This is a genomic window from Lentzea fradiae (assembly GCF_900100955.1).
Lineage (GTDB): Bacteria > Actinomycetota > Actinomycetes > Mycobacteriales > Pseudonocardiaceae > Lentzea > Lentzea fradiae.
The window spans coordinates 152,532-177,785 of sequence record NZ_FNCC01000009.1 but is presented as its reverse complement, the minus strand read 5'-3'; the positions used below and the strand labels follow the sequence as shown (position 1 = coordinate 177,785).

The following is a 25,254-nucleotide window of genomic DNA, read 5'->3' as shown; positions in this document are numbered from 1 at the left end:
AAAATCAGTGGAGGATCCGATGTCACACCCCGCCCGGCTCGGCCTGGCGCTGGTCGCGGTGCTCACCGCGGGCTGCGCCGCACCGGGAGGAGCCCAGCCACCCTCGACGCCTTCGGCGGTGGTGGAGAGCTGCGGCAAGAAGCTCACGTTCACCGGTGCGCCGGAACGGGTCGTGACGCTGGACCAGAACTCCACCGAGACGTTGCTGGCGTTGGGACTGCAGGACCGCATGGCCGGCACGGCGAACCTCAAGACGAAGGTCGCCCCGAAGTACGCCGACGCCTACGCGAAGATCCCGGTGCTCTCGCCCAAGGTCCTCACGTCCGAGCCGCTCAGAGCCGCCAACCCGGACGTCGTCGTGGCGTCGTTCCGCGAGCTGTTCACCGCCGACCGCGCCGGGACGCGCGACGAGCTGGACGCGTTGGGAGTGCCCACCTTCGTGAGCGCGGTGAACTGCCCGGACGGCACGACCCCGCCGTTCGAGCGGCTGTTCCGCGACTACGAGGACTTCGGCCGGATCTTCGGCGTGACCGACCAGGCGGCGAAGCTGGCGGACGAGCAACGTGCCGCGCTCGCCGAAGTGCGTGCGGTGAAACGGGAACCCGTGAAGGTCGTGTGGGTCTACTCGGTGTTCAAGGGCGTCCCGTACGTCGCGGGCAAGGACGGCATGGCCAGCGAGATGAGCTCGATCGCCGGTGCCGTCAACGTCTTCGACGACGTGGACCAGGAATGGCCGGAGGCGTCGTGGGAGGAGATCGCACGGCGCGACCCGGACGTGATCGTCGTCGGTGACCTGTCCGAGCGCGGCAACCCCGGCGACACGGCTGGGGAGAAGCTCGCGATGATGCGCGAACACCCGGTCGTGTCACAGCTGAAGGCGTTGCGGGAGAACAAGGTCATCGAGCTGCCCGGCATCGAGATGGACCCGTCGGTCCGCACGGTCGACGCGCTGCGCGCGTTCGCCGCGGGACTCGACAGGATCGCCGGCCGTGGCTGAGGCCGCCCTGCTCGAACGTGCGGTGACAGCACCCAAAGCGGTGCGGGGCAACGGGGTGACGATCGCGCTCGGCCTTGTCGTTCTCGTCGTGTCACTGGTTCTCGCCGTGCGCATCGGCGTCGGCGCGAGCTGGGAGGAGATCGGCAGGGCCGCGGGGGTGCGCCTCGGCCTGCCGGTCGTCCCGCTGCCGCGGCTGCTCGACTCGCTGATCTGGGACCTGCGGCTGCCGCGCGTGCTGCTCGCGGCGCTCGTCGGCGCGGCGCTGGCCGTGTGCGGGGCGGCATTGCAGAGCATCACCCGCAACTCGCTCGCGGACCCGTACCTGCTCGGTGTCTCGTCCGGCGCGTCGACCGGCGCGGTTGTCGTGGTCGTGCTCGGGTTCGCCGGGTCGCAGCTCGGCATGACCGGCGGCGCGCTGGTGGGCGCGCTGGTGGCGTTCGGGTTGCTGCTGGTGCTGTTGCGGCGCACCGGGCTCGACTCGTCGCGGATCGTGCTGACCGGTGTCGTGGTGGGCCAGTTGTTCGCCGCGCTCACCTCGCTGATCCTGCTGTCGTCCGGCGACGCCGACAGCATCCGCGCCGTCACGAACTGGCTGCTGGGCTCGCTCGCGTCGGCGCGGTGGACGTCCGTGGCGGTGTGCGCGGTCGTGCTGGCGGCCGGACTGCTGGTGGTGTGGCTGTGCTCCTCGGCGCTGGACGGGTTCGCGTTCGGCGCGGACACGGCGTCGTCGCTGGGCATCGACGTCCGCGCCACGCGGATCGTCCTGCTGGTGACCACGTCGGTGCTGACCGCCGTCGCCGTCGCCGCGGTCGGAGCGGTCGGGTTCGTCGGGCTGATCGTGCCGCACGGCGTCCGGTTCCTCGTGGGTCCGTTGCACCGCACGCTGTTGCCGCTCACGGCGGTCGTCGGCGCGGTGTTCCTGGTCTGGACGGACGCGCTCACGCGGGTGGTCTTCGCGCCGCTGGAGGTGCCGGTGGGCGTGTTCACCGCGCTGATCGGCGTGCCGCTCTTCCTGCTGGTGCTGCGCAGGAGGGGAGAGCTGTGAGGATCGACGCCGAGGAGCTGAGCTGGGGCGTGCCCGGCAAGACCATCGTCCGCGCCGTGTCGCTGAGCGTCGCCGAGGGCGAGACGGTCGGGCTGATCGGGCCCAACGGGTCCGGCAAGTCGTCGCTGCTGCGGTGCCTCGCCGGGCTGCGCACGCCGACAGCGGGCCAGGTCCGCTACGACGGCGTGGACATCACGCGGTGGCCCTCGCACGAGCGGGCGCGCAAGCTCGCGTTCGTCGAGCAGACCGCCGACACCGACAGCGACCTGCGCGTCGCCGACGTCGCCATGCTCGGCCGCACGGTCCACCGGTCGCGGTGGCGCGGCCCGGACGCCGCCGACCACGCCGTGGTGGAGGAGGCGCTGGCACGGCTCGGCCTGACGGACCTGGCCGACCGGCCGTGGAAGCAGCTGTCGGGCGGCGAACGGCAGCGCACCCACCTCGCCAGGGCGCTGGCGCAACGCACGACCGGGCTCCTGCTCGACGAGCCCACCAACCACCTGGACGTGCGCCACCAGCTCGAACTGATGGAGCTGGCCGCCCGCACGCCGCAGACGGTCGTCGTGGCGCTGCACGACCTCGCGCTGGCGGCCCGCTACTGCGACCGCCTGGTCCTGATGCACCGCGGCACCGTCGTCGCCGACGGCCCCGCCGCCGACGTGCTGACGCCGCCGTTGCTGCGCGAGGTGTTCGACGTGGAAGCCGAGATCGGCCGCGACGCCCTGGGCCACCTGGCCGTGGGCTACCGCGAGCCGGTCCGCTGAGAAGGGGGAAGAAGTGACCACTGTGGACGAACTGACGGCGGAGGTGCTGTCGGGACGGCACGGGCCCGACCCGGGGGAGGTGCCGGCGACCAGCGTGTTCTGGGTCCACCACGGCACCAGGCTCGCGGGCGGCGACACCACCTACCGCAACCAGTACGTGCTGGTGCGCATGGGTTCCGCGTTCGGCGCGTGCGCGTTCGCGGAAGGCGACGCCGATCCGGCGGTGTGCGCGAACTACTCCGGCTCACCCGTCGCGACGCTGCTCACCGAGGCGCCCGCCCCGGTGCGGATCGCGGCACTGGACGCCTACCTCGGGCACGTCCGTCCACACCGGACTGGAGACGCCGAACGCGTGGTGCTGCCGTCGGGAACACCGGAGGAACGGGCGCGGGCCCGTGACGCCGCCGTCGCCGGGCTGCTGGACGTGCCGGCGGGAGCGAAGGTCGCGCTGATCGGCGTGGTGAACCCGCTGGTGGCCGCCATCCGCGAGCGCGGCGCCGAATGCCTGCCGTGCGACCTGCACCTGCGCACCACGCAGTGGGGCGACCCGGTGACACCGGACATGCGGGACGTCCTCGGCGTCGCGGACGCCGTCGTCGCGACCGGCATGACCATCGGCAACGGCACGTTCGACGAGATCCTGCGCACCTGCCGCGAGCGGGACGTGCCGCTCGTCGTCTACGCCCAGACCGCGAGCGCCGTCGCCCGCCACTTCCTCGGCGAGGGCGTCACCGCCCTGTCCGCAGAGCCGTTCCCGTTCTCGCAGTTCAGCGCCGACGAGACAGCGCTGTACCGCTACCGAGCCTGAGAGAAGACGTGGACCACCACATCGCAGAAGCACTCAGCCGCCCCGCCCTGGTGCGCCTCGACTCCCGCACCCTCTGCCTGCGCTTCGAGACCATGAAGGTCGCCTCCGCGCTCGAAGCCGTCCGGTACCTCCTCGAACGCGGCACGATCGCGCACGGGGACACGCTGGTCGACAGTTCCAGCGGCATCTACGCCCACGCGCTGGCGCTCGCGTGCCACCGCTACGGCCTGCACTGCCACATCGTCGCCTCCACGACCGTGGACAAGACGCTGCGCACGCAGCTGGAGATCCTCGGCGCCACGGTCGAGCCGATGCCACCGTCGCAGAGCCTCAAGCTCGACCAGAGCCGCCGGGTCGAACGGGTGCGGGAGATCCTGCGCGACCGCCCGCGGCACCACTGGATGCGCCAGTACCACGACGACGTCCACTACCGCGGCTACCGGCCGATCGCCGACCTGGTGCGCGAACACGCCGACTGCTCACGGCTGACGGTCGTGGGCGGCGTCGGCACCGGCGCGTCGACCGGCGCGTTGACGAGGTTCCTCCGGGAGACCGACCCGGACGTCGAGCTGGCCGGAGTGCAGCCGTTCGACAGCGTCACGTTCGGCAGCGAGCACGTGCACGACCCGGAGATCATCATCGCCGGGATCGGCAGCTCCATCCCGTTCGGCAACGTCGACCACGCGCTCTACGACACCGTGCACTGGTTCGGCTTCGACGCGGCCCTGACCGGCAGCGTGGCCCTGCTGCGCGAGCACGCGATCTTCGCCGGTCTGTCGGCGGGGGCGGCGTACCTGGCCGCGCGGTGGGAGCAGCGCCTCGACCCGGACCGGCACGTCGTCGTGCTGGCGCCGGACACCGGCCACCGCTACGTCGACGCCGCCTACTCCCGGCACGAGCAGGCGATGGCGCCGGACGACCTGCGGCCGCGGCAGATCGGCGCGCTGGAGGAGATGGACCTGCCGTGGTCGCGGATGCGCTGGAACCGCAGGCAGGCGCCGCCGAACGGTCAGCTCAGGATCAGCACGCCCAGCCCGGCGAGCACCGCGGCCACCATCACGGCGACCACGGCCGCCGCGAGCTGACGGCGGGCGCGCCGGGAGTCCGGGAAGGCGCTCAGGGAACGGGCCAGGTCGGGGTCGGTGGCGCGCAGGTGCCGTTCGATGTCGATGAGCCGCTGGTGTTCCTGACGACTGAGCATCACGCGCTCCCCAGGTCGGTCGGCTGTCGCACGGGGCGTGTACCCACCGCGGCAGCCGGCCAAACCCGTCTCCGCAGGAAACGCGGGGCCCCTACGTTCCCTCGGAGGAAACGTAGGGCCCCCGCGTTCCCGGGTGGGGTGCTACAGCGGTTCGGGACCGGGCGGGACCGGGTCCGGATCAGGCCCCGGTGGCCGCAGCGGGTCCGGGGCCGGTCCCGGTGGGTTCAGCGGGTCGGTGTCGGGGCCGGGCGGGCGCGGCTGGTCCGGTCCCGGCGTGGTGGGCGGTCCTGGAGGCGGTACTGGCTGGCTCATGCCCGCCGGGTACCCGGCCGGGACGCCCGTTCACCTTCACCGGTCAGCGTTCGGTGCCCAGCACCGGCTTCACGTCGACCACCGGTGTCCCGTCGAGTGCCTCCAGGTGCGCGACCCGCACCTTCAGCCCGTCGACGGCGACGATCTCGACGCGGTGCAGGCCGATCGGGTTCGGCCGGTCGGGGGAGCGGGTGGAGAACACCCCCGTCTCCGGCCGGTCGCGGTCGTCGCGCGGGTGCACGGCGAGCACGGAGCGGTCGGCGCGGTCGAGCCAGGTGAGCACGAGGACGTCCTGGCCCGCGGCCAGCTCGCGGATGGCCCGCGCGTACTCGGGGGCGAAGACGAGCCACGCCTGCGGCGCGTCCTCGTCGGCCTGCCTCGGTGCGGCCGCGCGGTCGCGCAGCGGCGACTCGACGTGGCCGATGGGCTGCAGTTTCATCAGGTCCCGCAGAAGGTCCGGTAGGTGGCGCTGAAGTCCTGCGGCGCAGGAGCCGCGAAGTATTCCAGGCCGGGCCGTTCCTCGAACGGGCGGGTGATCGCGTCCAGCAGGCGGTGCACCGGGCCGAGGTCGCCGTCGGCGCCCGCCGCCAGTGCCTCCTCGACGAGGTGGTTGCGCGGGACGTAGACGGGGTTGACCCGGTCCATCGCGTCGGCGTCCGGGCCGAGCTCGCACCAGCGGGCGATCCACGCGTCGATGCCGGCGAGGTCGAGGAACAGCGACCTGGCCGGTTCGGCGTCACCACGTGCGGCCTGGGAGAGCAGGCGGAAGAACGACGTGAAGTCGACGTGGTTCTCCTGCAGCAACGCGAGCAGGTCCTTGAGCAACGGCTTCACGTCACCGGACACGCCGAGCTTGCGGCCCAGCCCGTCGATCCAGGCCCGTTCGAACCGCTCGGGGAAGGTCCCGAGCGTCTCCATCGCCATCGCGACGGCCTTGTCCTGGTCGTCGTCGAACAACGGCAGCAGCGCCTCGGCGAGCCGCGCGAGGTTCCACTCGGCGATGATCGGCTGGTTGCCGAAGGCGTACCGGCCGCGGTGGTCGATGGAGCTGTACCGCGTCGCCGGGTCGTACGCCTCCATGAACGCGCACGGGCCGTAGTCGATGGTCTCGCCGGAGATCGTCATGTTATCCGTGTTCATCACGCCGTGGATGAACCCGACGAGCATCCACCGCGCGACGAGGTCCGCCTGTGCCGCCACGACGTGCTCGAACAGTTCCGGGTACGTGCTGCCGGGGTGGTGGCGGGCGATGGCGTGGTCCGCCAGGCGGCGCAGCAGGTCGGCGTCGCCGGTGTTGCGCGCGTACTGGAAGCTGCCGACCCGCAGGTGCGACGCGGCCACGCGAGCGAGCACCGCGCCCGCCAGAGGCTCGTCGCGCTGCACGACCGCGCCGGTCGCCACGACGGCCAGCGACCGGGTGGTCGGAATGCCGAGCGCGTGCATCGCCTCGCTGACGACGTACTCGCGCAGCATAGGGCCGATCGCCGCGAGCCCGTCGCCGCCGCGGGCGAACGGCGTGCGGCCGGAGCCCTTGAGGTGCAGGTCGCGCAGGCGTCCCCCGGCGTCGGTCAGCTCGCCGAGCAGCAGGGCGCGGCCGTCGCCGAGCCGGGGGGAGTAGCCGCCGAACTGGTGCCCCGCGTACGCCTGCGCCACGCCGGTCCGCCCGCCACCGACGAGCAACGGCAGGCCGTCGGCCCGCAGCCAGGCGGGGTCGAGGCCGAGCTCGCGCGCCAGCGGCTCGTTGAGGACGAGGAGTTCCGGCTCGGCGACCGGGGCGGCCTCCCACGAGACCGCCATCTCGGGGACGGCGGTGGCGAAGTCGCTGCTCAGACTGATGCTCACGGCTCCAACGGTACCCGGCGCCGCCGCGCAGCGATGTGATCGCGCTCTCAGCTCGTACCGCGTGCGGACAGGGTGCCGCGCGTACGGGCTTGGCGTCCCGTTTCGAGACAGGTTCAGGAAAACATCTCCGTTGAGTCCGAAGTGGACTCGCGGCGCGGGTCGGCGGGCTCCAGCGCGGAGGACAAGCCCCGGAACCCGCTGTGGTCAACGGCGGTGTGTCCACCTGCGACGGTGACTGTGCCACGGCTTGGCCCAGTGCGGTCAGTCGGAGGTCACGAATCGGCGGTCCTACCTGTTCGTATACCGCTGCCCTGATCGGGTGAAAGCCCTGTCCGCCAGAGCACCCCGGCTCTGGCGGTCGCGGCACGTCGCTAGGCTGCCTGGCATGCGCCACTCCGTCATCGCGCTGGCTCTGCTGCTGGTCGGGTGCGGTTCCACGACCACCTCGCTGCCCACGATCAGCCCCGCATCCCCTTCGTCCCACGGCAGTGCCCTGCCGGAGCTGCAACCCCGGCTCGACGCCGTCGGCGCCCTGCTGACCGCGTGCGTGGCCCGCCTGCGCGGCGAACCCGTCGACCCCGCCGACAACTGCGCCCGCCTGCTGCCGGACGTCACGGCGGTGGTCGACGAGGTGGAGCGGCAGTCCGCGAAGCTCGCGCCCGCCGGGCAGGCCGCCATCGCCGACGTCCGGCGCCAGGTCTCCGAGCTCGCACCGTGCGAACCGTGGTTCGCGGCGGGCGGCGCCAGCGCCGACGCGAGTCTGGACAACCGATGCGGCCAGGCTTGGGACGCGCTCTTCCAGAGCTACCACGTGATCCGCAACTCCGCTTGAGCAGATCGGTGCTGTCGCACGACGTCAGGCGGGTCGCCGGGGCCGCGCTGCCGTTGTACGTGTCGATGGTCGCGGTGTCGGTGAGCGCGCTCGTCACGACCGCGGCGCTCGGCCGGTCGGGAACCGTCGAGCTGGCGGCGTTCTCCGTGACGGGTGCCGTGTACTTCCCCGCGCTGGCGGCGGTGACCGGTGCTGTGCGAGGTGTTCTGCCGTTCGTCCGGCCGGGCGACGTCGAACAGGTTGTGCGCGACGGTGCGTGGCTCGCGGTGTTCGCCGGTCTGCTGGGTGCCGTCGCGGTCGCGTGCGTTCCGCTCGTCGCGCGGGGCAGTGGCGTCGAGCCGGAGGTCGTCGCGGCACTGGGCGCGTTCCCCGCGTTCATGGCCGCGGGTGTGGTGATCACCGGGTTCGGCGCGATGGGCACGTCCGTCCTCGTCGGTCTCGGGCGTGGGAAGGCCGTCCTGCGCGCCTGTCTGCTCGTGGCGGCGTGCACGGCCGTGCTCTCGCCTTTGCTGGTAGGCTTTTTCGGGCTCAACGGAGCGGGAGTGGCGTACTGCGCCGCCCAGTCCGTCGGCTGTGCCGTCACAATGTCGTTGCTGCGCGGCGAACTCCGGCACGGGCCGGGTTGGAAAGTCCACTTGGGACACGTGGTCGAGCTGGCTCGGGTCGGGCTGCCGCTGGCCGGCACGGCGCTCGTGAAGTTCGCGGTGCTCGGGGTGCTGGCCATCGCCGCCGCCCGGATCAGCGCGACGGCGGCAGCGGCCCACAACATCGCCACCTCGCTGGTGGGGCTGGCCTTCACCGCGGCCATCGCGATCGGTCAGGCCGTGGTGCCGGTGGTCAGCGCCCGTGCGGGAGGTGACGGGGTGCGGCGCGCGGTCGCCGCCGGTCTGGTGGTCGCGCTCGTGGCGCTGCCGGTGGGGTGCGGGATCGTCGTGCTGGGGGACGTGGTGCCGCTGTTCAGCACCGATCCCGCGGTCGTGGCGGTGGTCCGCGGGCTGCTCCCGCTGGTTGTGCTCGTGGTCTTCGCGGACGGCGTGCAGGCGGTGCTGGGCTTCGGGCTGGTCGGGTTGAAGCGGACCACGCCGAGCCTGGTGGTGTTCGCCGTCTGCTTCGGCGTGCTGGCCGCCGTCGCGCTGGGAACGCGGGACCTGACCGGGCTCTGGGTCGCGCTGGTCGTCGCGGACGTGGCCATCGGCGTGGGACAGGGCACGGCGTTCCTCCTGGCCGTCCGCCTCAGGCGAACCGCGCGGTGAGGTCCTTGCCGATCTCGTAGTGCCGCACCAGGAACGCGCGCTCGTCGAGCTTCTTGCGTCGCAGCCAGCCCGTCACCTCGGAGTTGCACTTGCTGGCGTTGCACGAGCCGCACGCGGGCACGACGTTGCCGAGCGTGTACCGGCCACCGCGCGAGATCGCCTGCACGCAGTCCTTCTGCAACGCCCCCGAGGACGTGCCGCAGTACGCGCAGCCGCCCCACGCCGCCCTGAGCGCGTCCCACTGCGCGTCGGTGAGGTCGTGCAGGACGCGGGCCATGCGCTTCTTGCGCTTGCGCGCGGCGCGAACCTGTTTGCTACCCCCGGTCGGCACGGGTGGTGAGCCTACGCGTCGCGATGGCCAGCAGGTCGGAGGCGGGGCCCCGGGGTGTCCTCCCGGCGGGCCACACCGCCCGCAGCGCGCGGTGCAGGTCCAGGCCGGTCACCTCGACCTCGACCAGGGCGCGGGTCGCCAGGTCGGCTGCCACCGCGTACCGGCTCAGCACGGCGGGGCCGATGCCCCCGGTCGCGGCGGCCTTGATCGCGGTGGTCGACGACATCTCCAGCAACGCACCGGCCGACTCCGTGACGCCCGCCGCGCGCAGCGCGTGCTCCCACGCCTGGCGGGTGCCCGAACCGGGCTCGCGGCTGACCAGCGGGGTGGCGGCGGCCTGGGCGGCGGTGACGCGGCGCCGCCGGGCCCACGGGTGGCCGGGCGCGACGACCAGCACCAGCTCGTCGTGGGCGACGACCCGGCCGGTCAGGTCCGCGGGCACGCCGGTGTTCTCGATGAACCCGAGGTCGGCCCTGCCGCCCAGGACCTGCTCGGCGACGTGCACCGAGTTGCCCGCCGTGAGCACCGTCGCGGTGTCCGGGCTGACCACCCGCAGCGCGATCAGCCACGCGGGCAGCAGGTACTCGGCCACCGTGAGGCTCGCGGCGATCCGGAGCTGGCCCTGCCGGTCGGCGCGCAGGCTGGTGAGCCCGGCGTCGAGGTCGGTGGCCTTCGCGAGCACCGGCGCCGCCCACCCGGCCACGAGCTGGCCCGCGGTGGTGAGCCGCGCACCGCGCGGGGTCCGCTCGAGCAGCGCCACGCCGACCCGCGCCTCCAGCGCCCGGAGCCGTTCGCTGGCGCTGGGCTGCGACATCCCGCAGGCGCGTGCCGCCCGCCCGATGCTGCCCAGCTCCGCGACGCTCAGCAGCAGGTCGAAGCTGGTCAGGTCGGTGACCCTGGACGGCAGTGGCATAGGCGCAGCCTATGACCTCATCGGTGATCACCCACTACCGGGCCGCCGTGCGGGGGAGCATCGTCGGGGCGTGTCCGCTCCCGCACCTCACCACACCGTGCCCCGAGGTGCGTGAGCGGCACCGGTGTTTTCACGAGCCGGAACACGGGTAGGCACACCGCATGGCCGACATCGCGGGCAAGGCCCGAGCCGAACAGACCGAGGTGACGCTGCGGTCGAAGACGATGGTGCTCGACTTCGAGGGCGAATGCCGGGTCGAGCGCACCGGGGACTCCGTGCGGCTGAGCGGGCTGCGCCTGGTGGCGGAGCTGCCCGACCCCGGTGGCCGCGAGGACGGCGGCACCGTGGTGCTGGAGCAGACCGGCGACTCCCGCCAGACCGGCGAGGAGGTGGCCGTGCCGATCGGCGCGACGGTCGCCCAGCCCGACGGCGAGGTCAAGCTGATCGCGGACGTGCGGTGGACGGCGGAGTCCGCCGGCGACCTGGTGGCCGCGGACGACGAGATCGGCTTCGTGCTCGCCGAAGCACCCGAGTCGACTGTCTTGTTCGTCCGAAATCTACGCGTGAAGTCGTCCTGACGAGGTTTGCGCAGACCCCGGCGGGGTATCCGGCCGACGCACAAACAGTGTGTTCGGCGATGGAGGCACGACAGGCATGGAACGCGAAATGCCAGGTGATCTCGACTTCGACCTCGACAACCACCTCGACCTGGACCTCGACTTCGACGACTCGGCGTATCGGCACGCGCGCCAGTACGTCCGCGAGGTCGTGACGGGCTTGGGCCTGCGCGGCGACAGCTCGTTCGTCGAGACGCACCCCCGCCCGGCGGCGTACGTGGCCCTCGACGGGCGGCTGCCGGACTTCCCCGACCACTACGTCGCCCTGCTGTGGAACGAGCTGACCGGCTGGTCGGTCGCGGTGGAGGACCGCCGCGGCGAGCTGGTGGAGCTCGAACGGCGGGGTGGTGACCCGAGGCCCGCACCGGCTGCCGTCGTCAGCTGGGTGAAGGGTCTCCTGCGTACGGAGGTGACCGTGGACAACCGGGACTTCACCGCTTTCGTGCCTTCGCCGCGAGGCGTCGTCCTCTCCTGAACCATCACCGGCTCGGGGTGCCTTGGCCCCCGTGCGGCTTGAGCTGCTCCTCGGAGTCGGTGGGCGTGCGGTGCAGCAGCCCGTCCGGGTGTTCGCCGTACTGGCCTGTCTGCCGCAACGGCGGCGAGTAGGCGTGGATCGTCACCGTCGCCGCCGAGCCCGGTTCGCGGCGCATCCGGTGGATGAACGTGTCGTCGAAGCAGAACGTCCCGCCTTCACCCACCGCCGCGCCGACCGGGCGCGCACCCAGCCGCAGGTGTTCGTGGCGGATGCAGCCGCACACCACGTGGACCGCACCGCACGACCGGTCGTGGTCGTGGAAGCCCGTGTCGTGCCCGTCCGCCATCCAGGAGATCGCCCACACGCCGAGGTGTTCGTTGGTGAACACCTCGGCATAAGTGCGTTCGGCGGTCGTCTGGCGCAGCCCCTCCTCCCACAGCGACGGCCGGGCGGCGACCGCCTCGGCGATCTTGGCGAGGTCTTCCGGGCGCAGGCGGTCTTGCGGCGGCTCGAACGGCAGTTCCTCCGGCATGGCAGCCGGGTTGCCGCAGAGACCGGCGCCAAACGCGTTCACGACGCTCCGCCAGGGGTAGCCGGACGGCATGAGCACCGAACGCGGGCAGGAACAGCGCTACGACGACGCCGCCAGGACCTCGCTCGACGAGGCCACCGAGGACGACGGCACGACGCCGGGCCGCAGCGCCTCCGGCTCCACCCACCCCGAACCGAACCCGACCGGCAACGTCGGCCTGTCCGACTACTCGGTCTCCGACGACCCCGACCAGGGCTGAGCGAGCCGGCTCAGGACGAGACGGCGGTCAGCAACGAGGTGCCGCGGATCGCCTCCAGCGACAGCGTCTTGTAGCCGACCTCGTCGAACAACACCATCAGCTTGTCGTCCTCGTGCTGCACGACGGTGCCGCGGCCCCACTGCTCGTGCCGCACGGGGGAGTTCGGCGGGAACTCCGAGTCGCGCCCCTCCTCGGGCGGCAGGCCGTCGTCGCACGTGTCGCAGTGGCCGCACGGCTCGTCGAGCCGCTCGCCGAAGTACCCGAGCAGGAACCGCCTGCGGCAGCCGCGCGTGCCCGTGTAGCCGTGCATGACCTCGACGCGCGACCGCTCCCGCTTCGTCTGGCGCTCAGCCTGGGCCTGGGCGGCCGCGAGCGCCTCGTCCGGCGGGGGAGCGTCGTGCACGTACCGCACGCCGTTCAGCGAGGTGCGCAGGACTCCGGCGCTCTCCAGCAGGTTCACCAGCCCGGTGACCTTCCTGCGCGAGCAGTCGACGCGCCGAGCGAGGTCGGCGACGGTCGTGGGCGCCTCGCGCACCGCGGCCGCCACCTCGCGGACGCAGTCCTCGTCGAGCCTGCGGCCGGTCAGGAACCGGTGCAGGCCCTGGTCCTCCGGCCGGTGGAACAGCACGATCTCGGCCGGGTCGCCGTCGCGGCCAGCCCTGCCGATCTCCTGGTAGTACGCGTCGAGCGAGCCGGGGGTGGCCGCGTGCACCACGAACCGCACGTCCGGCTTGTCGATGCCCATGCCGAACGCGGACGTGGCCGCCACGACGTCGAGGTCGCCGTTCATGAACCCGTCCTGCACGCGGCGGCGGTCCGCGGCCTTCATGCCCGCGTGGAACGCTCCGGCGCGCACACCCCGTTCGACCAGGTCGGCGGCGTAGCGCTCGGTGTCCTTGCGGGTGGCGGCGTAGAGCAGGCCGGGACCGGGGTGGCTCGTCACCCAGTCGAGCACTGACCGCCTGCGGTCGTCCTCGTCGGTGCCCTGCCGCACGGTGAGGTGCAGGTTCGGGCGGTCGAAGCCGGCGACCAGCACCGCCGGGTCGCGCAGGCCGAGGTGCTCGGCGATGTCGTCGCGCACGGGGCCGCTCGCGGTGGCGGTCAGCGCGAGCACCGGAGGGTGATCCAGGCTGGTGACGACGTGCCGCAGCCGCAGGTAGTCGGGCCGGAAGTCGTGGCCCCACGAGGACACGCAGTGCGCCTCGTCCACCACGAACAACGACGGCTTGCGCTCCCGCAGCCGTTCGACGGTCTCGGGGTTCGCGAGCTGCTCCGGCGCGAGGAAGAGGTACTCCGTCTCGTCGCGGGCGAACGCCTCCCAGGCTTGCTCGTTCGTCTCCGCGGACTGCGCGGAGTTCACGGCGGCGGCCGGAGGAGCCTCACTGGCCCGCAGCCCGGCCACCTGGTCGTGCTGCAGGGCGATGAGCGGCGACACGACGACGGTCGGTCCGTCGAGCAGGATCGCGGGCACCTGGTAGATCGCAGACTTGCCCGCGCCGGTCGGCATCACGACGAGCACGTCGCGGCCGTCGAGCAGGTGCCGCATGGCCACGAGCTGCTCGTCGCGCAGCTCGGTCCAGCCGAACACCTCCTCGGCGGTTGCGGCCAGGTCGCCGTGCGCGGGGTCGTTCATCCCGTGGGCCGCAGGTCGTACCGGCGCGCCGCCCACTCGGCGAGGCGCGGCCTCAGGGCCACGTACACGTCCGGGTCGAGGCCCATGCCGGTGTGGGTGCTGTGCACCTCGACGCACTCGGCCGACGGGTCCAGGCACAGCTCCCACGGCACGATGCCGTCGGACTTCGAGTACACCGACAAGGCGGGCAGGCCGGAGGGCAGCGGCGCGGTGATCGCCCGCATGTTCTCCTCGTAGCAGTCGCCCTCGAGGCAGTCGGGGTTCATCAGGCCGGGCAGGCCGGCCGAGGCGAGCCGGGCCAGCGCCTTGGCCGCGAGCATCACGTGCGGGTGCGCGCCCACCGGGTCGAGCAGGGGGCTGCCGAGCATCACCAGGCCGGACACGAGGTCGGGGCGGCGGGCGGCGGCGAGGCGGGCGAGGCCGCCACCGCGGCTCTGGCCCAGCAGCACCACCGGTCCGCCGGTGGCCTCTGCGTGCTCCTCCGCGCGCCGCTCGATCCGGTCGACCAGTTCGGACGTGCAGCCCACGTTGAAGCCGACGCCCGCGCCGACCGGCAGGTACCCCCGGTCGCGCAGCCACGTCGTGGCGAACGTGAGGCTGAGCTCGCTGGCCCCGAAACCGGGGACCAGCACGACGCCCTGCCCGGCGCCCTCCTGCGGGTCGGCGTCCCGCCACACCCGGTGGCGCAGCAGGCGGGGAATCGTGAGCGCCGCGACCGCGACGTGCTCCTTGGCAAGAGCCCGCAGTCCTCCAGCAGCACCTGTAGTCATGCCGGGGAGGTAGCCCGGAACGAGGAGAACTAACCACAACGGCCGTCACGTTTGGCGGCGGCCCCGGCAGGTCGTGTGCAGGCAGAGCCCGGTCATCAGCACCAGGCAGCCGGTGAAGACGAGCAGCAGCGCGCCGGTGAGGACGCCCAGGACGACGCAGAGCACGCCCAAGACGTCGACGGCGACCCGGACCGGCTTGCGGTTCCTGCTGCGCGGCGGGGCGGTGCTCAGCGCCGCGGCCAGGTCCGGGTCGTTGACGGCCAGCCAGCGTTCGATCCGCCGGAGCTCCCGGAGTTCGCGGGCGGCGTCCACGGGCTCAGTGCTTCGTCTCGCGGTCGGTCGGCGCGAGGACTTCCTCTGTCGTCTTGTCGACGCCCGCCGCACCCGGCTTCGTGATGGACACGTGCGACTCGTCGCGCATCCGCTCGATCATGTGCGGGTAGTGCAGCTCGAACGCGGGCCGTTCCGACCGGACGCGCGGCAGCTCGTGGAAGTTGTGCCGCGGCGGGGGAGAGGTGGTCGCCCACTCCAGCGAGTTGCCGAAGCCCCACGGGTCGTCCCCGCCCGCCGGTTCGCCGTACCGGTAGCTGCGCGCGATGTTGTAGAGGAACGGCAGCACGGACAGGCCCAGCAGGAACGACGCGATGGTGGAGAACGTGTTCAGGAACGTGAAGTTGTCCGACGGCAGGTAGTCGGCGTAGCGGCGCGGCATGCCCTGGTTGCCGAGCCAGTGGTGCACCAGGAACGTGCCGTGGAAGCCGAGGAACGTCGTCCAGAAGTGCAGCTTGCCCAGCGGTTCGCTCATCATCCGGCCGGTCATCTTGGGGAACCAGAAGTAGATGCCGGCGTAGGTGGCGAACACGATCGTCCCGAACAGCACGTAGTGGAAGTGCGCGACCACGAAGTACGTGTCGGTGACGTGGAAGTCGAGCGGCGGCGAGGCCAGCAGGATGCCGGACAGGCCGCCGAACAGGAACGTGACGATGAACCCGATGCTGAACAGCATCGGCGTCTCGAACGTCAGCTGTCCCTTCCACATCGTGCCGATCCAGTTGAAGAACTTGATGCCGGTCGGGATCGCGATGATGAACGTGGTGGCGGAGAAGAACAACAGCAGCACGGCGCCGGTCGCGTACATGTGGTGCGCCCACACCACCACGGAGTAGAGCGCGATCGCGATCGTCGCGTACACCAGGCCCTTGTAGCCGAAGATCGGCTTGCGGCTGAACACCGGCAGGATCTCGGTCACGATGCCGAAGAACGGCAGCGCGACGATGTAGACCTCAGGGTGGCCGAAGAACCAGAACAGGTGCTGCCACAGGATCACGCCGCCGTTGGCGGGGTCGAACACGTGCGCCCCGAGGTGCCGGTCCGCGGCGAGACCCAGCAGCGCGGCCGTGAGGATCGGGAACGCGAGCAGCACCAGGATGCTGGTGATCAGGATGTTCCAGGTGAAGATCGGCATCCGGAACGCCGTCACGCCGGGCGCGCGCAGGCACACGATCGTGGTGATCATGTTGACCGCGCCGAGGATCGTGCCGAGACCACCGACCACGAGCCCGGCGATCCACAGGTCACCGCCGATGCCGGGGGAGTGCGTCGCGCTCGACAGGGGCGTGTAGGCGGTCCAGCCGAAGTCGGCGGCGCCCGCGGGGGGTGAGGAACGACCCCACCACGATCAGGCCGCCGAACAGGAACAGCCAGTACGAGAACGCGTTCAGCCGCGGGAACGCCACGTCGGGCGACCCGATCTGCAACGGCACGACGAAGTTCGCGAACCCGAACACGATCGGGGTCGCGTACAGCAACAACATGATCGTGCCGTGCATGGTGAACAGCTGGTTGTACTGCTCGTTCGACAGGAACTGCAGGCCCGGCCGCGCCAGCTCGCCCCGCATCAGCAGCGCCATCAGGCCGCCGACCATGAAGAAGCCGAACGACGTGATCATGTACATGATCCCGATCAGCTTGTGGTCGGTCGTGTGCAGGACCTTGAGGAACGCCGAGCCCTTGCGGCCCCGCGAGACCGGGTGTGCGACGACCGGTACCGGCTTGAGCGTCGTCATGTCTCCCCTTCGGCGACCACGCGGCCAGGCGCCGCGCAGCGCCCGGACTACCCGGGGACGTCGCGTCGACACCTGCTTCGGTTCGTCCGTTCGAATGAACCATGGTCACTCCGGGAAGTTTTCGGCCGTCCCGTTTGCGGGGGTCTTCGCCGGGTAGCTCGTTGGCCAGTACCCGACAACGAGCTGAGGAGTCAGCCGTGACCGAGAACCAGACGGGTGGCATGCGCACGGCTGCCCGGGACGAGAGCACCGAGGTCGCGCGGCACGCCAAGGAAGCCGCGGGCGAGGTCGGCGGCACCATCGCCGACCAGGCGGCGCACGTGAGCAGGGAGACCGCGGACCAGGCCAGGCACGTCGTCCAGGACGTGCGGGAGCGCGTCGCGGCCGAGGCGGAGCAGCAGGCGACGAGGGTGTCGAAGCAGCTCGGCCGCATCGCCGACGAGCTGGGGGAGATGGCGAGCAGCGCCTCGCCGGACTCCCTGTCCGCCGGAGCGATCCGCGGCGCGGCCGACACGAGCAGGCAGGCGGCGCGCTTCCTCGACGAACGGGGCGCGCAGGGCCTGCTGGAGTCCGCACGGGACTACGCCCGGCGCAAGCCCGGCACGTTCCTGCTGGGCGCCGCCGTGGCCGGGTTCCTGGTCGGCAGGGTCGCGAAGAGCGCGACCGGCGGGAACCAGGGCCAGGTCGGCGTGGGCGGCAACCAGGGCGGTCAGGTGGCGCCGGTGGCGGCCGAGACCCCTGAGCTCGCACCGGACTTCGGTGCGCCGGTGCCGCCGAGCACGCCGCCGCCGGCCCCCGCGCCGGCCGCGACGCCTCCTCTGCCCGCGGCGGGGGTGCCGCATGTCGAGCCCTGAGGTGCCACCCGTGCGCACCGGCACCACCACCGGCGAGTCGCTCGGCGACCTGGTCAGCGACCTCACCGGTGACCTGTCCAAGCTGATGCGGCAGGAGCTGGAGCTCGCCAAGGCCGAGCTGCGCCAGGAGGCCGCGAAGGCGGGCAAGGCGACCGGCATGCTCGCCGCCGCCGGGTTCGCCGGCTACCTCACGACGGTGCTGCTGAGCCTCGCGCTGGTCTTCGCCCTCGGCGCCGTCATGCCGCTGGGCTGGGCCGCGCTGGTCGTCGCCGTGCTGTGGGGCATCGCCGGAGCGGTCCTCTACACGAGCGGCCGGGCGAAGCTGCGCACCGTCAACCCGAAGCCGGAACGCACGGTCGAAACCCTGAAGGAGGACGCGGAATGGGCGAAACACCCGACCAAATAAGGCGTGACATCGAGAGGACCCGCGCCGAGCTGCGGGCCGACGCCAACCGGCTGGTCGACCACACGAGCCCGCGTGCCATCGCCCGGCGGCGCGTCGACGGCGTCCGCGAAGGGCTCGAGTCGATGAAGGAGCGAGTGATGGGAACCGCCAACCAGGCCACCACGGCCGTGCGCGAGCAGGGCGAGGACGCCGGGTCCGCGATCGCGGACCGCGCGGGACAGGCCGCCCAGGCCGTGCAGGAGGCGCCGCGGCAGGTGGCCAGGCAGACGCAGGGCAGTCCGCTCGCCGCGGGCCTGATCGCGTTCGGCGGCGGCCTGCTGCTGGCGGCGCTGCTGCCCCGCACCGACGCCGAGCAGCAGGCCGTGCAGCAGCTCTCCGACAGCCTGAGCGACGTCGTCGAGCCGGCCAAGGAGTCGCTGACCGAGACGGCGCAGCACCTCAAGGAGGACGTGCGGTCCTCCGTGAGCGACGCGGCGGGCGAGGTCAGGCAGGTGGCCACCGACGCCGCGCAGACCGCGGTCGAGCAGACCAAGGAGGCGGCGCAGGACGTCGGCGGGCACGCCCGCGAGTCCGGTCAGCGCGTGGCGGGCCAGCACTGACATGACCGGTTCGCTGCACTTCGTGGGCAACGCGACCACGGTGCTCCGGCTCGGGCCGTTCACGCTGCTGACCGATCCCAACTTCCTCCACAGAGGACAGTGGACGCACATCGGCCAGGGCGTGGTCTCCCGCAGGCTCACCGATCCCGCGCTGGAGATCGCCGACCTGCCCGAGCTGGACGCCGTGGTGCTGTCCCACCTGCACGGCGACCACTTCGACCGGGTGGCGAGCAGGGAGCTCGCCCGCGACCTTCCGGTGCTCACCACACCGCACGCGGCGAAGCGGTTGTCGCGCAGGGGGTTCACGGAGGCGGCGCCGCTGCGGACGTGGGAGACCGTCACACTGAGCCGCGGTGCGGCGAAGCTGACGGTCACCTCGCTTCCGGGCAGGCACGCGCTCGGACCGCTGGGCCGCCTGCTGCCTCCCGTCATGGGCACCATGCTCGAGTACCGGGAGGCGGCGGGCGTGCTCCCGTTCCGCGTCTACCTCAGCGGCGACACGCTCGTGCACCCCCAGCTCGCCCGGATTCGCGAGCGCTTCGACGGCATCGACCTCGCCGTGCTGCACCTGGGCGGGACCAAGGTGCTCGGCGTGCTGCTGACGATGGACGGCAAGCAGGGCACCGACCTGATGGAGCTGCTGACACCGCGCACCACCGTGCCGGTGCACTACGAGGAGTACGGGGTGATGAAGTCGCCGCTGTCCGACTTCACCGCCGAGATCTCCCGGCGCGCACTCGGGCTGGACGTCCGGGTGGTGGCACGCGGCGACGTCCTCCCCCTCTGAGCACGCTCCAACAAGTGCTGTCGTGACACCCCACCCGCTCGCGACTCTCTTTCGTGTTTCCCGCTGAGGACGCGGGGGCCCCGCGTCCTTTCCACGTACACGCGGGGCCCCCGCGTGCGAAAGCGGCGTCACGTAGAGGAGTTGGGACCGTTGGGTGGGTGACACTCGGGCGGGTAACGGCGGAGCAGAACTTCTGGCGCTCGCACACTTCTGGCTCGCGACGGTTTGGTGGCCAGAGCCGGGGTATGCCGTGTGGACACACGAGAGGAAGGAGATCGTGGTGACTGGACCCGAGAACGTGGAACGCGGTGCGGCCGAGGAGAACAGCGGTGTGCCGGTGACGCCGACCGAGGGAGCGGCGTCGCGGCGGCCGCCGAGCGATCCCGACCAGGAGAAGGGCTCCGGCCTCGACGGTGGCGGCCGCTACGGCGAGGACGGCTGACCGGCGTGGCCATCCCGGCCGAGGACCTCAGGAAGCTGCTCCAGTCGGGAGAGGACGCCTCCCTGGTGCACATCGCCGGTAAGTACGTGGTCGCGAGCCGCGACGAGCTCGAGTCCGACGAGCTGCGCGGCGCGCTGACCGTCGTGAACAGGGAGGACCTGCTGGAGCGCCTCGGCGGCCGGCCGGTGACCGACCGCGAGCTGGAGGAGGCCGCGGCGACCCTCAGCGCCGCCGTGGACAACAGGGGAGGCTGACCGTGGCAGCGGGCACCCCCGCCGTCGCCGCGTCGAGCAGCTGGCGCGACGACGAGGGCACGCGGATGCCGTCGGGGGACGTGCACGCCTGGTGGCCGGGCCAGAACCAGACGCTGTGCGGCGTGCAGCTCAGCCGCGCCCGGCTTGCCAAGTTCCCCGGTGTGCTGTGGGCCGACGCCCGGTGGGGCGAGGGCACGGCCGACACGCCCGTGATGGCCTTGTGCCGGAAGTGCTCCGCCGCGACACGTCCCAAGATGCGCCGCCGGCGTTTGGACCCCAGGATGCGGGGGTAGTCCGGACCGGCGTCGAGCAGCGACGCCTCCGGGCCTCCCCACTGTCCTGAAGGCGGCATCGCACATGAACCACCGCTCCCTCGACCACGCCCTCCGCGACGCCCTCGCGCTCGTCCGCGTGACCTCCGGCGGCGATCCCGTCCTCAAGGCGGAACAGGCGCGCAAGTGCCTGGCCCGAGCGGTGCACGACTTCCCCGGCACGCCTTCACGCGCACTGGCGCTCATCGCCGCCGCGGACGAGCACCTCGAGTACGGGGAGCTGATGGAGGCGCGCACGTTGCTCACGGCCGCACGCGGACATCTGCCGAACCGCCGGACCGCGGTGGCCGCCAGGGCGTGACCGAGCGGCGCACCTTCCGGCTAGTGGTCCATCCCGCCCGCGTCGCGGGGCTCGGACTCGTCGTGACCCCGGTGCGGCCCACCGGGGTTCTCGTCCGCGTACGTCGGCCTGGTGTGCTCACCGCCGATGTCGGCGTCCTCCAGCTCGCTCTCCGCGGTCACGGCGTCGGGCTCGGGACGGGTCATCGCCACTCCTCCTGCCAGTCGTGGTGGGTGTCGAAGGCGTTGGCGAGCAGCCGCAGCGCCGCGTCGTCGTCGGTCTGCGCCACCTCGGCGCGCAGGACGGCCACCTTCTCGGGGAACGGGACGGGGTCGGTGGGCGCCTGGGTGGGGCCGGGCAGCAGGAGCAGGCCCGCTCCGTCGTCCGACCGCGCGATGCGGAGCTTGCCGCCGGCCTCCGCCTCGTCGAGCAGCGGCAGTTCGTCACGGGCCAGCCGCGCCTCGTCCTCGTCCAGCCGGTCGAGCACGAAGCGCCGCAGTTCATCGGTGTTCATGTCCAAGGGGTATCCGCCCGCGCCGCCGGGTACGCCTGCCGACGACAGCTTCTGGGAGAGGAGCGCCTCATGCGCAGTCGCGTCCGCGCCGCGGGCCACGCCGTCCACCCGATCCTCATCGTCTTCCCGCTCGGCCTGCTGACGACAGCGGCCGGTTTCGACGTGCTGCACCTGCTGACCGACCGGGTGACGTTCGCGTTCACGGCGGGTCACCTGATCGCGGCCGGTCTGCTGCTCGGGGTGGTCACCGCCGCCACCGGGTGGCTCGACTGGTGGCTCGTCGTCCCGCCCGGCACGCGGGCGCACCGGGTCGGGCTGCTGCACGGGCTGGTCAACGCCGTGGTGCTGGTGCTGTTCGGGATGAGCTGGGCGATGCGGCTGGCCGAGGAGAACTGGATCCCGCAGTGGCCCGCCCTCGCGGCGGCCTGGCTGGGCGTCCTCGTCAGCGGCCTCGGCGGCTGGCTCGGCGGCGAGCTGGTCGAACGGCTCGGTGTCAGCGTGGACGAGAACGCTCACCCCGACGCGTCGAGCTCGCTGGGAGCGTCGGCGGCCTGACCGGTCGCGCGCAGCAGCGTGACGTAGAGGGTCAGGCCGGGTCCGAACGCCATCGCGACCACCGGGTCACCCTGCCGCAACGCACTGCCGCGCAGCAGTTCGTCCAGCACCATCAGCACGGTCGGTGAGGAGCAGTTGCCGTTCTCGCGCAACACGTGCCGGGACGGTTCCATGGCGTCGGACGGCAGCCCGAGCTCCTGACCGACCGTGTCGAGGATGCGCGGACCGCCGGGGTGCACGGCCCAGCCGCGCACGTCCGGCACCGTCAGGCCGTGGTCGGCCAGCAGGGTCTCCACGGCGTGCCGCACGTGCTTGCCGAGGACGTCCGGCACCCGCGGCGACAGCGTCATCCGGAACCCGCGGTCGGTGACGGTCCACGTGAGGTGGTCCGCCGCGGAAGCGTCGGTCACGGCTCGCGTGCCGAGGAACTCCAACGGTCCGGCACCGGGCCGCACGACCAACGCGGTCGCGGCGTCACCGAACAGCGCGTGCGATACGACGTCCTGGATGTCCGATGTGGACGGTTGCACGTGCAGCGAGGTCAGCTCCAGGCACAGCAGCACGGCGGGCCTGCGGTGCAGCGCGACGAAGTCGGTGACCGTCGCCAGCCCCGGAAGTGCCGCGTAGCAACCCATGTGGCCGATCATCAGCCGTTGCGCGTCCGGCGCGAGGTCGAGTGACGCGGCCAGCTGCACGTCCAGTCCCGGTGCCGTGTAGCCGGTGCAGGACACGACGGTCAGCTGGCCGACATCGGCGGCGGTGAGGTTCGCGGCGGCCAGCGCGTTCGTCACGGCCTCGTGGCCCAACGGGCGCGCGTGCTCGTTGTAGAGCCGCATCCGTTCGCCGGTGGAGTAGGAGGAGACGTCGACTTCCAACGGGTTCGCGACGGTGTGACGCTGACGCACCCCGGCTCCGTTGAAGATCCGTCCGGCGAGCCTGCTGTTGTGCGGAACGTGCCGGAAGTGCTGTTCCCACAACGTCGTCTGCTCGACAGCAGGCGGCAATGCCGTGCTCACGGCGGCGATGTGCGCGGTCACCAGCGCGCCACGCCGTCGGGGTTGTCGCCCAGCGCGGCGGCGCCGAGCCAGTCTGCGCACACGTCCGAGGTCGCCGGTTGCAGCGCACCACAGCGCGCGTCGCGGTAGAGCCGTTCCAGCGGATGCCCGCGCCTCGTGGCGGACGTACCCGCCGCCTCCAGCACGGAGAACGCCACGGCGGCGGCCGTGTCCCCGGCGGCCAGCTTCGCCCGCCACACCCAGCGGTTCGTCTCCGGGTTGCCGGGATCGTCGGTCACGCGCCGGGCCGCCTCCCTGACGACCAGCTCGGCGGCGGCCACCTGCACGTCCGCCCGGCCCATCCGGGCCCGGACCAGCGGGAGCTCTTGCAACCCGCGTTCCCGCAGGTGTTCCGCGCCGTGCCGGAGCACGGCCTGGGCCACCCCCACGTAGACCGCGGCGTACGAGGCGACCAGCCACTGCGGCATCACCTGCGCCAGCAGCAGCGCCGCACCCTCGATACCGCCCACCAGCGCGTCACCGTCGACCTCGACGTCCAGGTCCACGTCGTGACTCCCGGTCGCGCGCATGCCCAGCGAGTCCCACGTCGGCCGCACCTCGACCCCCGGCCCGGCGGGCACCAGGAAGTAGGAGATCTTCGGTTCCGCGGAACCGCTGTCCCGCGCGGCCACGAGGTAGGCGTCGGCGTGCCCGGCTCCGGAGACGAACGTCTTGCCGCCCGTGATCCGGAACCCCGATCCCGTGCGCTCGTACGACGTCCGCACCCGCGACAACCGCGACCCCACCCCGTGCTCGCTCATCGCCACGGCGTACAGCGCGCCCTCGGCGGCACGGGCGAGCACCCGGTCCCGTGACTCGAAGAAGCTCTCCGGCGCCCCGAACTGCCGCACCAGCTCGTCCGGCATGTGCGCCAGCGCGCCCGTGACCGACGCGTGCATGTTGAAGATCAGCGCGGTGGCCCCCGAACCACTGCCCAGCCGCATCGCCACGTCGGTGTACTCGGCGAACGTGGCACCCGAGCCGCCGAGCCGCGGCGGGACCATCAGGCCGAGCAGGCCCTGGTCGCGCAGGTCGGCGAAGTCCTCCTCCGGGAAGTCGCCGGAGGCGTCGTACCGGGACGCTCGTCCGGACAGGCGGTCGGCCAACGCGTGGAGGTCCAAGGCTCATCCCTTCTGGCGGGCAACTCCGGCCGGATACCCCTGTGGAGCCAGGCGCACACCGGGGCGCGGGTGGGGGCGATTCTGGTGGGTGGCGGGGTGGTCGGCGACTCGAGCCGCGGTGCTGTTCAGGCCGCCGAGCGGGGAGCGTGCGCCCCGGAACCGCAGGCGGTGTCCCGCCGCGTCCGCGACGCTGGCAGACTGGAATCCCATGCGTCGCGTCGAAGCCTTAGCGCGTTCCAGCCACCCCCTGCCCGCTGTCGCGGTCACCGCCGTCTCCACCGCGCTCGCGGTCACCACCGGCAGGTCACCGGGCGGACTGGCGGCCGTGGCGGCCGCGGTGTTCGCCGGTCAGCTGTCCGTGGGCTGGCTCAACGACCTGCTCGACGCGGACAAGGACGCGAGCGTCGGCCGCACGGACAAGCCCGTCGCCGTCGGCGCCATCTCCCAGCGCGTGGTGGCCGTGGCGACGCTGGTGGCCGCGGTGGCGGCAGTGGGGTTCTCGTTGCTGTCCGGTGTGGACGCGACATTGCTGCACGTCGTCATGCTGTGCTCGGCGTGGGGATACGACCTGGGGGTCAAGGCGACGGCGTGGTCCGTCGTGCCGTACGCGGTCTCGTTCGGGCTGCTGCCCGCGTTCGTCACGCTCGGCGGGCCAGGGGCGCACTGGCCGGCGGCGTGGCTGATCGTGGCGGCGGCGCTGCTGGGCAGCGCGGCGCACTTCGCCAACGTCCTGCCGGACTTGGAAGACGACGCGGCCACCGGCGTGCGCGGGCTGCCGCACCGCTTGGGGCGCACGGCCAGTGCGGGCGCGGCGGCCGTGCTGGCGGTGCTGACGGCGGTGGTCCTCGCGTTCGGGCCGCCCGGCCCCGTCACGATCGCGGGGCTGGTGGCGGTGCCGTTGTCCGTGCTGCTGCTGGTGATCGGCAGGGTGCGGGGGCGCAAGCCCGGGTCGCGGGCCAACTTCAACGCGTTGCTGGCGGTCGCGGTCGTGGACGTCGTGCTGCTGGTCGTCAACGGCGGAGCCGGGTGACGCGAGGGGCGCGTCACCCGGCTCCCTGCCGCGGGGGTCAGCTGACCGCGGGCCCCGACTGGCTCGACCCGGACAGCTCCTTGAGGAACTCGTGGCACTGCCGCGCCCTGGCCGAGTCCTGCTCCATCACCTGGCGGAAGAAGTCCGCGATGTCCTGACGTCCCGCGTTGTCCGCGTCCCGGACGTACTGGCCGTAGTCGTGACCCGCCTTGAGGGCGTGGTACTGCACGGAGATCAGGTCGTAGCTGACGTCGTCGAAGCCGGTCTCACCGGTTGCCATCGTCGCCTCCTCGGGGATCGGTCTGCACCGGGGGCGTACCCGGCGAATCCGCTTCGAACCCGCCCACCCCGTTTTTCCCCCGCGTTTTCGGGGCG

At 72.3% G+C, this 25,254-nt stretch carries 35 protein-coding genes and 1 pseudogene; 20 read left to right on the top strand and 16 right to left on the bottom strand.

All coding sequences use genetic code 11. The features are described 5' to 3' along the window. Positions 1–19 precede the first annotated feature (19 nt). From BLT23_RS22420 to BLT23_RS22400, 5 genes are read left to right on the top strand one after another with little or no spacing between them, the layout of a single operon-like run. A complete protein-coding gene (locus BLT23_RS22420) occupies positions 20–997 on the top strand; it encodes an ABC transporter substrate-binding protein (RefSeq protein WP_090051797.1) in 978 nt (325 codons plus the stop codon). Beyond that, positions 990–2,042: a FecCD family ABC transporter permease gene (locus BLT23_RS22415; protein ID WP_090051796.1), complete on the top strand. Its 1,053-nt coding sequence runs from the start codon at positions 990–992 to the stop codon at positions 2,040–2,042. Before BLT23_RS22420 ends, BLT23_RS22415 begins: the two co-directional genes overlap by 8 nt. Then, positions 2,039–2,806 carry an ABC transporter ATP-binding protein gene (locus BLT23_RS22410; protein WP_090051795.1) on the top strand — a complete coding sequence of 256 codons (768 nt, stop codon included), beginning with the start codon at positions 2,039–2,041 and terminating at the stop codon, positions 2,804–2,806. The genes BLT23_RS22415 and BLT23_RS22410 overlap by 4 nt, the downstream gene beginning before the upstream one ends. A gap of 13 nt (positions 2,807–2,819) precedes the next feature. Further along, positions 2,820–3,614, top strand: a complete 795-nt coding sequence (locus BLT23_RS22405; RefSeq protein WP_090051794.1) for a Rossmann-like domain-containing protein — start codon at positions 2,820–2,822, stop codon at positions 3,612–3,614. Positions 3,615–3,622: 8 nt separating this feature from the next. Then, positions 3,623–4,699, top strand: coding sequence for a pyridoxal-phosphate dependent enzyme (locus tag BLT23_RS22400; protein ID WP_090051793.1), 1,077 nt, complete (start codon positions 3,623–3,625; stop codon positions 4,697–4,699). On the opposite strand, the gene BLT23_RS22395 is transcribed toward BLT23_RS22400, so the two are convergent. The 4 genes from BLT23_RS22395 to BLT23_RS22385 all read right to left on the bottom strand — a co-directional run bounded on the left by BLT23_RS22395 (position 4,624) and on the right by BLT23_RS22385 (position 6,969). After that, positions 4,624–4,815 carry a DUF3040 domain-containing protein gene (locus tag BLT23_RS22395; protein WP_090051792.1) on the bottom strand — a complete coding sequence of 64 codons (192 nt, stop codon included), beginning with the start codon at positions 4,813–4,815 and terminating at the stop codon, positions 4,624–4,626. The two genes, BLT23_RS22400 and BLT23_RS22395, sit on opposite strands and share 76 nt — an antisense overlap. Positions 4,816–4,956: 141 nt before the next feature. Then, positions 4,957–5,127: a hypothetical protein gene (locus tag BLT23_RS40880; RefSeq protein ID WP_176946865.1), complete on the bottom strand. Its 171-nt coding sequence runs from the start codon at positions 5,125–5,127 to the stop codon at positions 4,957–4,959. 43 nt (positions 5,128–5,170) lie between these two features. After that, entirely contained in the window at positions 5,171–5,566 is a 396-nt protein-coding gene (gene tsaA, locus BLT23_RS22390) for a tRNA (N6-threonylcarbamoyladenosine(37)-N6)-methyltransferase TrmO (RefSeq protein ID WP_090051791.1), read from the bottom strand. Then, positions 5,566–6,969: a protein adenylyltransferase SelO gene (locus tag BLT23_RS22385; RefSeq protein WP_245744096.1), complete on the bottom strand. Its 1,404-nt coding sequence runs from the start codon at positions 6,967–6,969 to the stop codon at positions 5,566–5,568. The genes tsaA and BLT23_RS22385 overlap by 1 nt, the downstream gene beginning before the upstream one ends. A gap of 385 nt (positions 6,970–7,354) precedes the next feature. On the opposite strand from BLT23_RS22385, the gene BLT23_RS22380 reads away from it, so the two are divergent. Next, positions 7,355–7,801: a hypothetical protein gene (locus BLT23_RS22380; RefSeq protein WP_090051790.1), complete on the top strand. Its 447-nt coding sequence runs from the start codon at positions 7,355–7,357 to the stop codon at positions 7,799–7,801. Continuing rightward, positions 7,798–9,054 carry an MATE family efflux transporter gene (locus BLT23_RS22375; protein WP_218133834.1) on the top strand — a complete coding sequence of 419 codons (1,257 nt, stop codon included), beginning with the start codon at positions 7,798–7,800 and terminating at the stop codon, positions 9,052–9,054. Before BLT23_RS22380 ends, BLT23_RS22375 begins: the two co-directional genes overlap by 4 nt. On the opposite strand, the gene BLT23_RS22370 is transcribed toward BLT23_RS22375, so the two are convergent. Continuing rightward, positions 9,035–9,385, bottom strand: a complete 351-nt coding sequence (locus tag BLT23_RS22370) for an HNH endonuclease (protein ID WP_218133833.1) — start codon at positions 9,383–9,385, stop codon at positions 9,035–9,037. The two genes, BLT23_RS22375 and BLT23_RS22370, sit on opposite strands and share 20 nt — an antisense overlap. Then, a complete protein-coding gene (locus BLT23_RS22365; protein WP_176946877.1) occupies positions 9,369–10,298 on the bottom strand; it encodes a LysR family transcriptional regulator in 930 nt (309 codons plus the stop codon). The genes BLT23_RS22370 and BLT23_RS22365 overlap by 17 nt, the downstream gene beginning before the upstream one ends. A 161-nt stretch (positions 10,299–10,459) precedes the next feature. Here BLT23_RS22365 and BLT23_RS22360 point away from each other — a divergent pair, with 161 nt between their 5' ends. Next, on the top strand, positions 10,460–10,876 hold the full coding sequence (locus BLT23_RS22360) for a hypothetical protein (protein ID WP_090051788.1): 417 nt from the start codon (positions 10,460–10,462) through the stop codon (positions 10,874–10,876). 88 nt (positions 10,877–10,964) lie between these two features. Continuing rightward, a complete protein-coding gene (locus BLT23_RS22355; protein WP_090051787.1) occupies positions 10,965–11,390 on the top strand; it encodes a DUF6292 family protein in 426 nt (141 codons plus the stop codon). A 4-nt stretch (positions 11,391–11,394) separates the two neighbouring features. On the opposite strand, the gene BLT23_RS22350 is transcribed toward BLT23_RS22355, so the two are convergent. Further along, entirely contained in the window at positions 11,395–11,964 is a 570-nt protein-coding gene (locus tag BLT23_RS22350; protein ID WP_176946876.1) for a cupin domain-containing protein, read from the bottom strand. 28 nt (positions 11,965–11,992) lie between these two features. Here BLT23_RS22350 and BLT23_RS22345 point away from each other — a divergent pair, with 28 nt between their 5' ends. Next, positions 11,993–12,181, top strand: coding sequence for a hypothetical protein (locus tag BLT23_RS22345; RefSeq protein WP_090051785.1), 189 nt, complete (start codon positions 11,993–11,995; stop codon positions 12,179–12,181). 10 nt (positions 12,182–12,191) lie between these two features. Here BLT23_RS22345 and BLT23_RS22340 read toward each other — a convergent pair whose 3' ends face one another. The 4 genes and pseudogenes from BLT23_RS22340 to ctaD form a co-directional block, all read right to left on the bottom strand. Further along, complete coding sequence (locus tag BLT23_RS22340) at positions 12,192–13,814, bottom strand: RecQ family ATP-dependent DNA helicase (protein WP_090051784.1); 1,623 nt, start codon at positions 13,812–13,814, stop codon at positions 12,192–12,194. Then, a complete protein-coding gene (locus tag BLT23_RS22335; protein ID WP_090051783.1) occupies positions 13,811–14,584 on the bottom strand; it encodes an alpha/beta fold hydrolase in 774 nt (257 codons plus the stop codon). The genes BLT23_RS22340 and BLT23_RS22335 overlap by 4 nt, the downstream gene beginning before the upstream one ends. Positions 14,585–14,629: 45 nt before the next feature. Next, entirely contained in the window at positions 14,630–14,896 is a 267-nt protein-coding gene (locus tag BLT23_RS22330) for a DUF3040 domain-containing protein (protein WP_176946875.1), read from the bottom strand. A gap of 4 nt (positions 14,897–14,900) precedes the next feature. Then, positions 14,901–16,650, bottom strand: a pseudogene (gene ctaD, locus BLT23_RS22325) (aa3-type cytochrome oxidase subunit I). A gap of 197 nt (positions 16,651–16,847) precedes the next feature. Here ctaD and BLT23_RS22320 point away from each other — a divergent pair. The 8 genes from BLT23_RS22320 to BLT23_RS22290 all read left to right on the top strand — a co-directional run bounded on the left by BLT23_RS22320 (position 16,848) and on the right by BLT23_RS22290 (position 20,625). After that, on the top strand, positions 16,848–17,504 hold the full coding sequence (locus BLT23_RS22320; protein ID WP_090051781.1) for a hypothetical protein: 657 nt from the start codon (positions 16,848–16,850) through the stop codon (positions 17,502–17,504). After that, complete coding sequence (locus tag BLT23_RS22315; protein WP_090051780.1) at positions 17,491–17,910, top strand: phage holin family protein; 420 nt, start codon at positions 17,491–17,493, stop codon at positions 17,908–17,910. The genes BLT23_RS22320 and BLT23_RS22315 overlap by 14 nt, the downstream gene beginning before the upstream one ends. After that, complete coding sequence (locus BLT23_RS22310) at positions 17,886–18,509, top strand: DUF3618 domain-containing protein (protein ID WP_090051779.1); 624 nt, start codon at positions 17,886–17,888, stop codon at positions 18,507–18,509. Before BLT23_RS22315 ends, BLT23_RS22310 begins: the two co-directional genes overlap by 25 nt. Position 18,510: 1 nt before the next feature. Beyond that, the gene (locus tag BLT23_RS22305; protein ID WP_090051778.1) at positions 18,511–19,296 is read left to right on the top strand and encodes an MBL fold metallo-hydrolase; all 786 of its coding nucleotides are present in this window, start codon (positions 18,511–18,513) and stop codon (positions 19,294–19,296) included. 280 nt (positions 19,297–19,576) lie between these two features. Further along, positions 19,577–19,738, top strand: coding sequence for a hypothetical protein (locus BLT23_RS40875; protein WP_176946864.1), 162 nt, complete (start codon positions 19,577–19,579; stop codon positions 19,736–19,738). A 5-nt stretch (positions 19,739–19,743) separates the two neighbouring features. Further along, positions 19,744–19,992: a hypothetical protein gene (locus tag BLT23_RS22300; RefSeq protein ID WP_143036000.1), complete on the top strand. Its 249-nt coding sequence runs from the start codon at positions 19,744–19,746 to the stop codon at positions 19,990–19,992. A 2-nt stretch (positions 19,993–19,994) separates the two neighbouring features. Continuing rightward, positions 19,995–20,285, top strand: a complete 291-nt coding sequence (locus BLT23_RS22295) for a hypothetical protein (protein WP_090051777.1) — start codon at positions 19,995–19,997, stop codon at positions 20,283–20,285. A 64-nt stretch (positions 20,286–20,349) separates the two neighbouring features. Further along, on the top strand, positions 20,350–20,625 hold the full coding sequence (locus BLT23_RS22290) for a hypothetical protein (RefSeq protein ID WP_090051776.1): 276 nt from the start codon (positions 20,350–20,352) through the stop codon (positions 20,623–20,625). 20 nt (positions 20,626–20,645) lie between these two features. Here BLT23_RS22290 and BLT23_RS40870 read toward each other — a convergent pair whose 3' ends face one another. Further along, a complete protein-coding gene (locus BLT23_RS40870; RefSeq protein ID WP_176946874.1) occupies positions 20,646–20,810 on the bottom strand; it encodes a hypothetical protein in 165 nt (54 codons plus the stop codon). Further along, on the bottom strand, positions 20,807–21,118 hold the full coding sequence (locus tag BLT23_RS22285; RefSeq protein WP_090051775.1) for a hypothetical protein: 312 nt from the start codon (positions 21,116–21,118) through the stop codon (positions 20,807–20,809). Before BLT23_RS22285 ends, BLT23_RS40870 begins: the two co-directional genes overlap by 4 nt. Before the next feature lie 69 nt (positions 21,119–21,187). Between BLT23_RS22285 and BLT23_RS22280 the strand changes: the two genes are divergently transcribed. After that, positions 21,188–21,673, top strand: a complete 486-nt coding sequence (locus tag BLT23_RS22280) for a DUF2231 domain-containing protein (protein ID WP_090051774.1) — start codon at positions 21,188–21,190, stop codon at positions 21,671–21,673. On the opposite strand, the gene BLT23_RS22275 is transcribed toward BLT23_RS22280, so the two are convergent. Continuing rightward, on the bottom strand, positions 21,631–22,710 hold the full coding sequence (locus BLT23_RS22275) for a type III polyketide synthase (RefSeq protein ID WP_342713686.1): 1,080 nt from the start codon (positions 22,708–22,710) through the stop codon (positions 21,631–21,633). The genes BLT23_RS22280 and BLT23_RS22275 overlap by 43 nt on opposite strands. Further along, entirely contained in the window at positions 22,707–23,849 is a 1,143-nt protein-coding gene (locus BLT23_RS22270; RefSeq protein WP_218133832.1) for an acyl-CoA dehydrogenase family protein, read from the bottom strand. The genes BLT23_RS22275 and BLT23_RS22270 overlap by 4 nt, the downstream gene beginning before the upstream one ends. A gap of 208 nt (positions 23,850–24,057) precedes the next feature. On the opposite strand from BLT23_RS22270, the gene BLT23_RS22265 reads away from it, so the two are divergent. Then, positions 24,058–24,879: a UbiA family prenyltransferase gene (locus BLT23_RS22265; protein WP_090051773.1), complete on the top strand. Its 822-nt coding sequence runs from the start codon at positions 24,058–24,060 to the stop codon at positions 24,877–24,879. A gap of 37 nt (positions 24,880–24,916) precedes the next feature. Here the strand turns inward: BLT23_RS22265 and BLT23_RS22260 are convergent, their stop codons facing one another. Then, positions 24,917–25,159, bottom strand: a complete 243-nt coding sequence (locus BLT23_RS22260; protein ID WP_090051772.1) for an acyl carrier protein — start codon at positions 25,157–25,159, stop codon at positions 24,917–24,919. Positions 25,160–25,254: the final 95 nt, after the last annotated feature.